Below are 12,145 nucleotides of genomic sequence, written 5' to 3' on the forward strand. Positions count from 1 at the left end.
AGGATGCCTGCATGACACTGCCTGCGCTCCCAGAGGAGTCCTTCCAGCGCGTGCTCTGCGTCGTCGCGCACCCCGACGACATGGAGTACGGCACGTCCGCGGCGGTCGCTCGGTGGACCGCGCGCGGCATCGAGGTCGGCTACCTCCTGCTCACCCGCGGCGAGGCCGGCATGCCGAACCACCCCGAGGAGACGGCGCGGCTGCGCGTCGCGGAACAGCAGGCCGCCTGCACTGTCGTCGGCGTCAAGCACCTGACCGTCCTGGAGCACCCCGACGGCGTGCTCGTCTACGGCCTCGACCTGCGCCGGGACATCTGCCGGGAGATCCGCCGCTTCAAGCCCGACGTCGTGCTCGGCGCCGGGTACGACGTCGAGACGCCCTACGGCTTCGACCAGGCCGACCACCGGGCGGCCGGGCTCGCGACGCTCGACGCGCTGCGCGACGCGGGCAACCGGTGGGTGTTCCCGGAGCAGATCGACGACGAGGGCCTCGAACCGCACTCGGCCCGCTGGTACATCGTCCCCGGACTCGCCGGCTCCGCGACCCACGGCGTCGAGGTCACGGGAGAGCCGCTGCGCCGTGGAATCGCCTCTCTGGAAGCGCACGCCGCGTACCTGGCCGCACTCCCGGACCACCCGGCCCCCACCGACTTCATCCCGAAGTTCACCGCCATGAGCGGCGAGGCGATGGGCGTCGAGCACGCCGTGCTGTTCCGCGCCCACGACCTGCAGGCACCGTTCGAGTTCTGAAACGCTTTGGCCTGGAACGAAAAGAGGACCTGGGTCCTCTGTGTGCAGATGTCTCGGAACCCTCGAATGGTTAACCGAGTAGACAAAGAACGGACATCGAGCGTCTCGCAACCGTTTTCGGACTACTCCATTCGAGTGACGGCAGAGGTCTAGACCTTGACCGCTGAGTGGTCTAAACCACATCGTTCCGGTACCCCTGCGACTGAGGAGACCGATGTCCAAGTTCCGATGGCATCTAGCTGCTCTCTTCGCGGCCGTCGCCGCGATGGTCCTCGGGCTCGCCGTTGTGCCCGCCGCTAGCGGCGCCGGTGGCGTGTCCGCCACGTTCTCCAAGACTCAGGACTGGGGATCTGGTTATGAGGGCAAGTACACGATCACGAACAACTCCACGGCGGCCCTGACGTCGTGGACCGTGGAGTTCACGCTCCCGGCCGGCCACACCTTCCAGTCCGGCTGGGAGGGCTCGTACACGCCGTCCGGCCAGGTCGTCACGGTCAAGAACACCTGGAACGGCAACGTCGGTGTCGGCCAGTCGGTGAGCTTCGGGTTCAACGCCAAGTACACCGGCGCGTTCAGCGCACCGACCAACTGCAAGCTCAACGGTGGCTCGTGTGAGGCGGGCGGGACGAACCCGACCACGTCGACTACCACCACCACCACTACGACCACCACGACGACGACCACGACTGGTCCGCCGCCGCCTCCCGGGAAGATCAACCTGGGCTACTTCGCGGAGTGGGGCGTCTACCCGGCCCGCAACTACCAGGTGAAGAACATCGACACCTCGGGTTCGGCGTCGAAGCTGACGCACATCAACTACGCGTTCGGCAACGTGTCGGGCGGCAAGTGCACCATCGGTGAGTCGTTCCCCGCCATCGAGAAGTCGATGACCGCGGCGGAGTCCGTGGACGGCGTCGCCGACCAGTGGGACCAGCAGGTGCGCGGCAACTTCAACCAGCTGATGAAGCTGAAGAAGAAGTACCCGCACATCAAGGTGCTCTACTCGTTCGGTGGCTGGACCTGGTCCGGTGGCTTCGGCCAGGCCGCGCAGAACCCGGCGGCGTTCGCCGAGTCCTGCTACCAGCTGCTCGAGGACCCGCGCTGGGCGAGCCTGTTCGACGGCATCGACATCGACTGGGAGTACCCGAACTCCTGTGGCCTGTCCTGCGACACCAGCGGCCCGGCGGCGTACAAGAACCTGATGCAGGCCCTGCGTGCCCGCTTCGGCTCGAACTACCTCGTCACCTCGGCGATCACCGCTGACGGCTCGGCCGGCGGCAAGATCGACGCAGCCGACTACGGTCCCGCGGCGCAGTACATCGACTGGTACAACGTCATGACGTACGACTACTTCGGTGCGTGGGCGGCACAGGGCCCGACGGCTCCGCACTCCCCGCTGACGTCGTACAACGGCATCCCGCAGGCCGGCTTCAACTCCGAGGCCGCGATCTCCAAGCTGCGCTCGAAGGGTGTTCCCGCCTCCAAGCTCCTGCTCGGCATCGGCTTCTACGGCCGCGGCTGGACGGGTGTGACGCAGGCGGCGCCCGGCGGCACGGCGACGGGTCCGGCTCCGGGCACGCACGAGGCGGGCATCGAGGACTACAAGGTCCTCAAGACCAAGTGCCCCGCCACCGGCACCATCGCCGGCACGGCCTACGCGTTCTGCAACGGCCAGTGGTGGAGCTACGACACCCCGCAGACGATCGCCAGCAAGATCGCCTGGGCTCGGGGCCAGGGTCTCGGTGGAGCGTTCTTCTGGGAGCTCACCGGTGACACCGCGAACGGAGAGTTGATCACAGCGATGAGGAACGCCCTCGGGTAGTTCTTCTAAACGCCGGGAGGGGAGCTGGGTCAACCCAGCTCCCCTTTTGTGTTCAGCAGAAGACTTCGTTCAGCAACCGGAAGCCGGCGTCGCCGGGAGTGCCGCCGTTCGCGGCCTGGTTGATCGACAGAGCCATCCGCTTGTCGGGCGTGCCGATCATCATCGCCGCGTAGCCGGGGATCGTGCCGTCGCTGCCGTGGAGTGTGACGCCGCAAGGCAACGGCAGGACCGAGATGCCCAGGCCGTAGTTCGGGCTCACGGCAGTCGTCTTCATGAGTTCCTGTTGCTGCGCGGGCTTGAGCAGCTTCCCACCGAGCAACGCCTCCAGGAACGCGTCCAGGTCGCGGGTGGTCGAGATCATCTCGCCTGCCGCCCATCCCCACGACGGGTTGAGGCGCGTGACGTCGACGGGTTTGCCATCAGCGTCGGGCAGGTAGCCGTGCGCGTGCAGCCCGGGAACGTCGACGGAATTGAGTGGCAGTGAGGTGTCCTTGAGGCGCAACGGTTTCAGGATCCGCTGCTCGACCTCGCGCTGGTACGGGCGGCCGGTGATCTTCGAGATGAGCAGGCCCGCGACGATGTAGTTCGTGTTGGAGTAGCTGTGTTCCGCACCGGGTTCGAAGCCGAGCGGGTGGCGCAGCGCGATGTCCACCAGTTCGTGCGGATCCCACGTGCGGAAGCGGATCGACGGGAAACCGGCCGGATCGAGCGGCAGGTCCTCCGTGTAGTCGTGGAGGCCGCTGGTGTGCTGCAACAGGTGCCGGACGGTGATCCGGTCGTCGATCAACCCGGGCAGGTGACGGGAGACCGGCTCGTCCAACGAGACCTTGCCCTCGCCGGCCAGCTGCAGCACCACCGTCGACACGAACGGCTTGGTCACGCTGCCGATGCGGAAGGTTCCGTTGTGCGGCACGGGTTCTCTCGATCCCAGCACGGCGGAACCGGAGCGAACCGTGCCCAGGCCGGTGATTCTCGCCTGGACGCCGAGCGCGCCGCCGGAGGTGGTGAGCTGGTCGATGATCTGTTGCACGGCCTCCCGCTCACCCGCCGGTGCCGCGGAAGCGACACCGGCGGTGGTGAGCAGGGCGGCCGCGGTGAAAGCGGCTACCAGTTTCATGGTTTAGCAGAACACCTCGTTGAGCAGTGCGAGATAGGCCTGGCCGGGGTCGCCCCCGGTCGGCGCGGAGGTCGCTGACAGTTCCAGGCGTTTCTTGGTGTCCGGCGTGCTCAGCAGGTCCGACGAGTAGCCGGGGATGCCGCCGCCGTGGCCCCAGACCTTGGTGCCGCACGGCAGGGTCTGCACGCCGAGGCCGAGACCGTAGTCCGGGCTGACGGCCGTGGTCTTGCTGATTTCCTGCTGCTGGGCGGGCTTGAGCAGCTTGCCGCTCGACAACGCCACGATGAACGTGTCGAGGTCGCGCGTCGTCGACACCATCTCGCCGGCCGCCCAGGCGACGGACGGGTTGATGCGGGTGATGTCGGACGGCTTGCCGTCGACCGTCCAGTAGCCGTGAGCGTGCGGGCCCTTGATGTTCGGGTTGTCGCCCGGAACCTCGGTGTCGTTGAGCCGCAACGGCTTCAGGATGCGCTGCTCGACGGCACGCTCGTACGGCTTGCCGGTCAGCTTCTCGATCAGCAGGCCGGCGACGATGTAGTTGGTGTTGGAGTAGCTCCACTTCGTGCCGGGCGGGAAGTCGAGCGGCTTGCTCGTCGCGATCGCGACGAGCTCCGCGGGCTCCCAGTGCTTGTAGCGGATCTTCTCGAAGTCGGCCGGGTCGAGCGGAAGTGCGTCGGTGTAGTTGTAGAGACCGCTGGTGTGCTGCAGGATCTGCCGCACGGTGATCTGCTTGTCGATCAGACCGGGCAGATAGCGGTCGACCGGCGCGTCCAGGTCGACCTTGCCCTCACCCGCGAGCTGCAGCAGCACCGTCGACACGAACGTCTTGGTGATGCTGCCGACGCGGAACCGGCCGTCCAGCGGAACCGGCTTGTCGCTGTCCAGCTCCGCCTTGCCGGAACGGGCGGTGAAGCGCTGCCGTCCGTCGGTGACGCGAACCTGCACGCCGAGGGCTCCCCCGCCCGACGAGAGCTGGTCGATGGCCTGCTGAACGACCTTGCGGTCCACGCTCGCCGTGTCGGCCGAGGCGACGCCCGCGGTGGTCAGAGCCAGCAGGCTCGTGGCGGTAACAGTGGCTACCAATCGAATCCCCATGTCCGCCACCCTGCCGCCGCAGGGCTGAGAGCGCATCGGACCTTGGTCTGAACTCACCTCAGGGAAAACCCTTGCTCCTAGCAGAAGATCTCACCGAGAACCTTCTGCAGCCCAGGCGCGGGATCACCCACGATCGGACCGGTGTTGGCGCTCATCGCGACGCGTTTCCCGGTGTCCGGGGTGGTCAGCACGAGTGAGCCGAAGCCCGGCACGCCGCCGTCGTGGCCCCAGACCGTCGTGCCGCACGGGAGGGTCTGGACCGTGAGTCCCAGTCCGTACTCGGGGCTGATGGCCGTGGTCTTCACCAGTTCCTGTTGCTGGGCGGGTTTCAGCAGCTTGCCGCCCGCGAGCGCTGTGTAGAACGTGTCGAGGTCCTTCGTGGTGGACACGAGATTGCCCTCCGCCCAGAAGACGGACGGGTTGAACCGGGTGATGTCCACCGGCTTGCCGTCGATCGCCCAGTAGCCGCGGGCGTGCGGGCCGTGGATGCGGTCGTCGTCACGTGGCAGCTCGGTGTCGTTGAGGCGCAACGGCTTCAGGATCCGCTGCTCCACCACCCGCTCCAACGACCTGCCGGTCAGCTTCTCGATCAGCAGGCCGGCGACGACGTAGTTGGTGTTGGAGTAGTCGTGTTTCGCACCGGGTGGGAACTCCAGCGGATTGCTCGTCGACAGAGCGACGAGCTCCGCGGGCTCCCAGTGCTGGTAGCGGATCTGCTCGAAGCCGGCCGGGTCCAACGGGAGCAGCTCGTTGTGGTCGGCCAGGCCGCTGGTGTGCTGGAGCAGGTGGCGCACGGTGATCCGCTGGTCGATCAGGCCTGGCAGGTAGCGGCCGACCGGCTCGTCCAACGAGACCTCGCCCTCGGCGACCAGCTGCAGCACCACCGTCGAGACGAACGTCTTGGTGATGCTGCCCGCGCGGAACCTGCCGCTGAACGGCACCGGCCGGACGCCGTTCAGTTCGGCGAGACCCGAACGGGCGGTGAAGTGCTCGCGGTCGTGCGTGACGCGGATCTGTGCTCCCAGCACTCCCGCCTGCACGACCTCGTCCAGGCCCTGCTGGATGACCTCGCGATCGGTGTCCGCGAGCGCCGTGCCACCGGTGGTGGCGACCAGCAGGGCCACCACCACCGCGATTCGAATCCCCATGGCACTCCACGATGCCGGGCGTTCGTGGAACGCCCTCAAAGCGTTCCGCTCAGCAGAAAATCTCGTTGATCACCCGCTGGTACGCCGGCAACGGGTCACCGGTGCCGAGTCCGGCCGTGGCGGAGAACTGCACGCGACGCTTCAGGTCCGGGGTCTGGTAGGCGTAGGTCAGGGCACCCGGCACGCTGCCGGGGTGCCCGACGATCGTGGTGCCGCACGGAGCCTTCTCGACGAACAGACCGAGGCCGTACTGGGTGCTGACGGACGTGGTCTTCGTCAGTTCCGCCTGCTGGGCCGGGCGCAGCAGCTTGCCGCCGAGCAGCGCAGCGAAGTAGGTGTCCAGGTCACGGGTGGTGGAGATGATGTCGCCGGCGGCCCAGAAGATCGACGGGTTCCAGCGGGTGGTGTCGATCGCCCGGCCCTGCACCATCGCGTACGAGTGGGCGTGCGGCCCGTGGATGTTCAGGTCGTCGCCGGGGAGCGTGGTGTCGTTGAGGTGCAACGGCTTCAGCACGCGCTGTGCGACGGCCTTCTCGTACTTCCCGCCGGTGACCTTCTCGATCAGCAGGCCGAGGACGACGTAGTTGGTGTTGTTGTACTCCCACCTGGTGCCGGGCTCGAACTGGAGCGGCCTGCTCGTCGACAGGGCGACGAGCTCCGCAGGCTCCCAGTGCCTGTAGCGGATCTCCTCGAAGCCTTCCGGGTCGAACCGGAGTGCGTTCGTGTAGTTGTAGAGGCCGCCGGTCATCTGCAGCAGGTGGCGGACGGTGATGCGCCGGTCGATCAGGCCGGGCAGATAACGGTCGACCGGGGCGTCCAGGTCGACCTTCCCCTCGCCGGCGAGCTGGAGCACCACGGTCGAGGTGAACGACTTCGTGACACTGCCTGCGCGGAACCGGCCGGTGATCGGCACCGGGCGCGGGTTGTCCAGCTCGGCGGTGCCGGACCGGACGGCGAAGCGCTCCCGGCCGTCCGCGACGCGCGCCTGCGCTCCCTGCGCGGCCGTGCGCGTGATCTCGTCCAGCCCCTCCTGGACGATCCTGCGGTCCACCGAGCCCTGAGCGTCGGCGACCGCGGTTCCGGTGAAGAGCAGGCTGAAAACGGCGGCAGTTGCCAGTAATCGAGTCCCCATGGCATCCAAGATGCCGTCAATAGGGCCTGTGTGCCGCTTTCATGGCCGAAACGAGCATGGAACGCACTTTCGGCCAATGCACGTCCTTCTGGCACGAGTACGGCGGCGTGAACCCGCCGCAGGTGCCCGACGAGGCACCGATCTCCCACACGAAGCTCGGCACGCCCAGGTCCTCGTACACCCAGTCGTCGGTGGCGCCGGACGCGTTGTAGAGCAGCTCGCCGGGCTGGCCCGCCTTGAAGCCGGACAGCGCGGCCATGTCCTGGGCGATCTTGCGGAGCGACGCGTCGTTGCCGGTCTTCTGCGTGCTCCAGCCCCACGGGAAGAGCACGTAGTTGCCGTAGCTGTGCATGGAGATGACGGCGCCGGTGGTGTCGGGCGAGGCCGCCGCGGTGTCCCCCGGTGCGCGGGTGTCGCGGTAGAGCTTGCGCCACAACGACTCCAACGCCTGCGTCTCGACCTCGGAGTCGGCGCGCGGGCCGCGGTAGACCTCGCTGCACTTGTTCGAGGACGTGCCGACCTCACCCCAGTGCGACCCGGCGTTGCGGTTCAGGTCGACGCCGCGCTGGCCGTTGGTGCACGTGCCGTTGGTGTTCTTGCGGTGCAGGACGGGTTTGTCGCCACCGGACTCGACGATCTCCACGCCGTCGGGGTTCGCGATCGGCACGACCCAGACCTCGAGGGAGTCCAGCATCGCGGTCAGGTCCGAGCCGACCAGGTCGTCGATGAACCGCCACCCCATGTCGCCGGTGGTGATTTCGCGCGCGTGGAGCTGGCCCATCACGAACAGGCGTGGTTTCGGCGCGGTCGGCGTCAATGCGCAGTCACCTGGCGCTTTGCGCGTGATGCAGATGGCTTTCAGGTCGTATCCGCCGGCGCCCTGGGACTTGCGCCACGAGTCGCCGTAGTCGACGACCGTGGCGAGTTCGGGATGGGCCGCCGAGATCTCGTCGAGATGGGCGAGATGCGCGGGAACGGTCCGGTAGCCGCCGTAGTAAGTCGAATCCCCGAGAGAGCGCGGCGCCCATTGAGACGGAGGCATCACCGTCTCGACAGACGGCTGGAAACCGTCGGCTCGCAGCTCGTCGGCGGTGTGCTTGGAGCCGATCACGAACAGGTCGTCGCCGTCGCGCTGCTCCACGACGTCGTAGCCCTTGGCGAGCAGCCGTTGGGCGGAATCCCCGAGCGGGGCGGGCACACGCAGCACGAACGTCGCTTGTGGACCTTCCGCCGGGGCCGGTGAGGGGCTGAGCAGGAGGGCCAGGCAGGCGAGCAGGGCGACGGCGGTGCGCATGATCAACGATGATGGGCTGTCCTGGCGAGTCCCGCCAGTTCGTTCGACCGACCGGATGATTACCGTCCGGTGCTTGGGATCGGGAACCCGGCCACTTGGCGCGTTGTGACGAAAATCAATAGGATTTCGACCAGTATCGCAGCGGTTATTGTGCTGGTCAGGCCGAAACCGACTCGACAACAGCGAGGTCCGCTAATACACCTTGGGAAGTTGACGGGAGCGCAAGCCATGGATCATCTCTACAACGACAACGTCGCTGAGATCTCCCAGCACTTCCCCTGGCGCGGTTCACTCACGGACGACGACGAGGGGTTGGAGCCGACCATCGTTCGCAGCATGGACTGACGAAACTCGGGGGTCCCCCATGTCCGGCCTGTCCACCGTCGTCAAGGGCACCGGCCCGGCCCTGCTGCTCGTGCACGGCGCGGGCGGCAGCGTCCAGGCCAACTACGGCCCGATCCTCGGGACCCTCACCCAGTACTTCACCGTCATCGCGCCGGACCTGCCTGGCTCCGGCAACTCGCCGAAGGCCGCGGGCCCGCTCGACCTGGACGAGCTCGCCGACGACCTCGTCGACGTCGCCGTGAAGGCGGGCCACGACTCGTTCTACGTCTCCGGCTACTCGATGGGCTGCGCGGTCGCGGTCACGGCGGCGGTGCGGCATCCGGAGCGGGTGCGCGGGCTGGTCCTCAGCACGCCGTTCACGAAGATCGACGCCGCGACGAAGGCCAAGATCGACCACTGGAAGTCGTTGCTGGACGGGTCCCGCGCGGTGCTGTCGCGGTTCATCCTTTCGGTGATGTGCAGCAAGGAGTACCTCGCCCGGCTCACGCCCGCGCAGGCCGAGGGCTTCGCCGAGCTGATCGGGTCGAGCGTGCCGACCGGGTCGCCCGCGCACGTCGACCTCATCCTGAAGATCGACCTGTCCGACGTGCTGCCTCAGGTCACGCAGCCGACGCTGGTGATCGGCGCGTCCGGCGACCAGCTGCTGTCGCGCAACCTCGGCAAGGAGGTCTCGGACCTGATTCCGGGTTCGAAGTACACCGACATCGCCTGCGGGCACGCGATCGCGCTGGAGTCCGCGATGCCGTGGGCCCGGCTGATCACGGACTATCTGACGTCGGTGTAGTGCGGAGGCGGTGGGCCAATGCTGTGTGGCGGCGGCCCGCCCCGACGGTTCTGACCGCCTGGCCGATGGCCTTCTTGCTGCCGACGAGGACCACGAGCTTCTTCGCGCGCGTGACGGCGGTGTAGAGCAGGTTGCGCTGCAACATCATCCACGCGCTGGTCGTGATCGGGATGACCACGCACGGGTACTCGCTGCCCTGCGAGCGGTGGATGGTCATGGCGTAGGCGTGGCTCAGCTCGTCCAGTTCGGAGAAGTCGTAGTCGACCTCTTCGTCCTCGTCGGTGCGGATGGTCAGCTTCTGCTCGACCGGGTCCAGCGCGATGACGTTGCCCAGGGTGCCGTTGAAGACGCCGTTGCGGCCCTTGTCGTAGTTGTTGCGGATCTGGGTGACCTTGTCGCCGACCTTGAACACCCTGCCGCCGAAGCGCTTCTCGGGCAGGTTGTCGCGGGACGGTGTCAACGCCTCTTGGAGGATGGTGTTCAGCGCGCCGGCACCTGCTGGGCCGCGGTGCATCGGCGCGAGGACCTGGATGTCCTTGCGCGGGTCGAGCCGGAACTTGCGCGGGATGCGGTTCGCGACGACGTCGACGGTCGTGGTCGCCGCTTCCTCCGCTTCGTCGGTGCTGAACAGGAAGAAGTCCGGAAGTCCCTGCACCACCGGGTAGTCGCCGCTGTTGATGCGGTGCGCGTTCGTGACGACGCCGGACTCCTGGGCCTGGCGGAAGATGTGCGTCAGGCGCACGTTCGGGATCGGGCTTCCGTGCGCCAGAACGTCTCTGAGCACCTCCCCCGCGCCGACCGACGGCAGCTGGTCGACGTCGCCCACGAGCAGCAGGTGGGCGCCGGGCGGGACGGCCTTCACGAGTTTGTTGGCCAGCAACAGGTCCAGCATCGAGGCCTCGTCCACGACCACGAGATCCGCGTCGAGCGGGTGGTCGCGGTCGTACGCCGCGTCGCCGCCGGGCCGCAGTTCCAGCAGGCGGTGGACGGTGCGGGCCTCGTGGCCGGTCAGTTCGCTGAGGCGCTTGGCGGCCCTGCCGGTCGGGGCGGCCAGGACGATCTTGGCTCGTTTCGCCTGTGCGAGGCGGACGATCGAGCGCACGGTGAAGCTCTTGCCGCAGCCCGGTCCACCGGTCAGCACCGCCACCTTCTGCGTGAGGGCGAGCTTGACCGCTGCTGCCTGATGTTCTTCGAGGTCTGTGCCCAGCCAGGCGAAAGCCTTGTCCCAGTCGACGTTCGCGAAGCTCGGCATGCGGTCGGTGTCGGAGTGCAGGAGCCTTTTCAGCTGGGAGGCCATCGAGATCTCCGCGCGGTGGAACGGGACGAGGTAGACGGCGATCTCGTCGTCCGGGAGCTCCTCGCGGACCACGCCCTCTTCCTCGACGAGCTCGGCGAGGCAGTCGATGACCAGGCCGGTGTCGACCTGGAGGATCTTGACGGCGTCCGCGATGAGGGCCTGTTCGGGCAGGTAGCAGTTGCCGTCGGTGGTGGCCTCGGAGAGCGTGAACTGCAGGCCGGCCTTGACGCGTTGCGGGCTGTCGTGCGGGATGCCGACGGCCTTCGCGATCACGTCGGCGGTCTTGAAGCCGATGCCCCAGACGTCGCTCGCCAGGCGGTAGGGCTCCTCCTTGACGACCTCGATGGCCTTGTCCGTGTACTGCTTGTAGATCCGGACGGCCAACGACGTGGACACGCCGACGCCCTGGAGGAAGATCATGACTTCCTTGATGGCCTTCTGCTCTTCCCAGGCTGCCGCGATGGCCTTGGTGCGCTTGGGGCCGAGCTTCGGGACCTCGACGAGGCGCTCGGGTTCGTTCTCGATGACGTCGAGCGCCTGCACGCCGAAGTGGGTGACGATCTTGTCCGCGAGCACCGGGCCGATGCCCTTGATCAGGCCGGAGCCGAGGTAGCGGCGGATGCCCTGGATCGTCGCGGGCAGGATCGTCGTGTAGTCGTCGACGTGGAACTGCTTGCCGTACTGCGGGTGCGAGCCCCAGCGGCCGCGCATGCGGATCGACTCGCCCGGCTGCGCGCCGAGCAACGCGCCGACGACCGTGACCAGGTCGCCGCGGCCGGTGTCCACCTTGGCGACGGTGTAGCCGTTGTCCTCGTTGGCGTAGGTGATCCTTTCCAGGACCGCTTCGAGGACGTTCATGGGCCGAACTTACAGAACGCCTCCACCAGGGCGCGGCGGATGTCGCGCGGGTCGCTGAAGGAGGAGCAGGCCGTCTCCGCGATCATCGTGACGTGCGCGGGTCCCGTGACCAGCGTGATCCGGGGGACGTGGCTCTCCGCGAACGCGTGCAGCAGTGCACCGCCGTGCACTTCCCCGCCGGGTTCCGGTGAGCCGGCGACGGCGATGAGCGGGATGCCGAACGCATCGCACAGGCGCACGAACCGCGCGCCCTTCTCGGCCGCAGCGGCGTCGAGCGGGCCGGTCTCCTCGACGACGCCGACCGTGCGGCCGCCGAGCCTGCCGAGGCTGGTCTTGAGGGAGTGGCCTTTGCCCAGTCGCAGTGGGACGGCGTCGAGGAGCTGGTCCGCGTCCGCGGGCTCGCTGAAGGTTCCCTGCTCGCGGAGGAGCTCGACGAGCCGGCGGGCTTCCTGTTCGTCGGCCACGAGATCGAACAGCGAGGTGAGGCCGTCCATGTTCGGAGCC

Annotated in this window: 10 protein-coding genes; 3 read left to right on the top strand and 7 right to left on the bottom strand. The window is 67.6% G+C overall.

Going from position 1 to position 12,145, the window contains the following annotated elements; translation table 11 throughout:
* The first annotated feature begins 11 nt into the window (after positions 1-11).
* Together LFM09_RS04080 and LFM09_RS04085 are read left to right on the top strand one after the other, a co-directional pair.
* Complete coding sequence (locus LFM09_RS04080) at positions 12-749, top strand: PIG-L deacetylase family protein (protein WP_414094882.1); 738 nt, start codon at positions 12-14, stop codon at positions 747-749.
* A 214-nt stretch (positions 750-963) separates the two neighbouring features.
* On the top strand, positions 964-2,571 hold the full coding sequence (locus LFM09_RS04085; protein ID WP_414094883.1) for a glycosyl hydrolase family 18 protein: 1,608 nt from the start codon (positions 964-966) through the stop codon (positions 2,569-2,571).
* Positions 2,572-2,623: 52 nt separating this feature from the next.
* On the opposite strand, the gene LFM09_RS04090 is transcribed toward LFM09_RS04085, so the two are convergent.
* From LFM09_RS04090 to LFM09_RS04110, 5 genes are all read right to left on the bottom strand, one after another.
* Positions 2,624-3,688 carry a serine hydrolase domain-containing protein gene (locus LFM09_RS04090; protein WP_414094884.1) on the bottom strand — a complete coding sequence of 355 codons (1,065 nt, stop codon included), beginning with the start codon at positions 3,686-3,688 and terminating at the stop codon, positions 2,624-2,626.
* A gap of 3 nt (positions 3,689-3,691) precedes the next feature.
* On the bottom strand, positions 3,692-4,783 hold the full coding sequence (locus LFM09_RS04095) for a serine hydrolase domain-containing protein (protein WP_414094885.1): 1,092 nt from the start codon (positions 4,781-4,783) through the stop codon (positions 3,692-3,694).
* 77 nt (positions 4,784-4,860) lie between these two features.
* Positions 4,861-5,931, bottom strand: coding sequence for a serine hydrolase domain-containing protein (locus LFM09_RS04100; RefSeq protein WP_414094886.1), 1,071 nt, complete (start codon positions 5,929-5,931; stop codon positions 4,861-4,863).
* Between the two features lie 49 nt (positions 5,932-5,980).
* Positions 5,981-7,063 carry a serine hydrolase domain-containing protein gene (locus LFM09_RS04105; protein ID WP_414094887.1) on the bottom strand — a complete coding sequence of 361 codons (1,083 nt, stop codon included), beginning with the start codon at positions 7,061-7,063 and terminating at the stop codon, positions 5,981-5,983.
* 16 nt (positions 7,064-7,079) lie between these two features.
* The gene (locus tag LFM09_RS04110) at positions 7,080-8,357 is read right to left on the bottom strand and encodes a M14 family zinc carboxypeptidase (RefSeq protein ID WP_414094888.1); all 1,278 of its coding nucleotides are present in this window, start codon (positions 8,355-8,357) and stop codon (positions 7,080-7,082) included.
* Between the two features lie 364 nt (positions 8,358-8,721).
* Between LFM09_RS04110 and LFM09_RS04115 the strand changes: the two genes are divergently transcribed.
* Positions 8,722-9,486 carry an alpha/beta fold hydrolase gene (locus LFM09_RS04115; RefSeq protein WP_414094889.1) on the top strand — a complete coding sequence of 255 codons (765 nt, stop codon included), beginning with the start codon at positions 8,722-8,724 and terminating at the stop codon, positions 9,484-9,486.
* Here LFM09_RS04115 and LFM09_RS04120 read toward each other — a convergent pair.
* Positions 9,461-11,641, bottom strand: a complete 2,181-nt coding sequence (locus LFM09_RS04120; protein WP_414094890.1) for an ATP-dependent RecD-like DNA helicase — start codon at positions 11,639-11,641, stop codon at positions 9,461-9,463. The two genes, LFM09_RS04115 and LFM09_RS04120, sit on opposite strands and share 26 nt — an antisense overlap.
* Positions 11,638-12,135, bottom strand: coding sequence for a carboxyl transferase domain-containing protein (locus LFM09_RS04125; RefSeq protein WP_414094891.1), 498 nt, complete (start codon positions 12,133-12,135; stop codon positions 11,638-11,640). The genes LFM09_RS04120 and LFM09_RS04125 overlap by 4 nt, the downstream gene beginning before the upstream one ends.
* Positions 12,136-12,145 lie beyond the last annotated feature (10 nt).

The organism is Lentzea alba (genome assembly GCF_047445655.1).
GTDB lineage: Bacteria > Actinomycetota > Actinomycetes > Mycobacteriales > Pseudonocardiaceae > Lentzea > Lentzea alba_A.

Bases quoted from the DNA above. Each gene is read 5' to 3' on its own strand.
- LFM09_RS04115 (WP_414094889.1), top strand. From the start codon at position 8,722: ATGTCCGGCCTGTCCACCGTCGTCAAGGGCACCGGCCCGGCCCTGCTG.
- LFM09_RS04125 (WP_414094891.1), bottom strand. From the start codon at position 12,135: ATGGACGGCCTCACCTCGCTGTTCGATCTCGTGGCCGACGAACAGGAA.
- LFM09_RS04120 (WP_414094890.1), bottom strand. From the start codon at position 11,641: ATGAACGTCCTCGAAGCGGTCCTGGAAAGGATCACCTACGCCAACGAG.
- LFM09_RS04100 (WP_414094886.1), bottom strand. From the start codon at position 5,931: ATGGGGATTCGAATCGCGGTGGTGGTGGCCCTGCTGGTCGCCACCACC.
- LFM09_RS04110 (WP_414094888.1), bottom strand. From the start codon at position 8,357: ATGCGCACCGCCGTCGCCCTGCTCGCCTGCCTGGCCCTCCTGCTCAGC.
- LFM09_RS04095 (WP_414094885.1), bottom strand. From the start codon at position 4,783: ATGGGGATTCGATTGGTAGCCACTGTTACCGCCACGAGCCTGCTGGCT.
- LFM09_RS04105 (WP_414094887.1), bottom strand. From the start codon at position 7,063: ATGGGGACTCGATTACTGGCAACTGCCGCCGTTTTCAGCCTGCTCTTC.
- LFM09_RS04085 (WP_414094883.1), top strand. From the start codon at position 964: ATGTCCAAGTTCCGATGGCATCTAGCTGCTCTCTTCGCGGCCGTCGCC.
- LFM09_RS04090 (WP_414094884.1), bottom strand. From the start codon at position 3,688: ATGAAACTGGTAGCCGCTTTCACCGCGGCCGCCCTGCTCACCACCGCC.
- LFM09_RS04080 (WP_414094882.1), top strand. From the start codon at position 12: ATGACACTGCCTGCGCTCCCAGAGGAGTCCTTCCAGCGCGTGCTCTGC.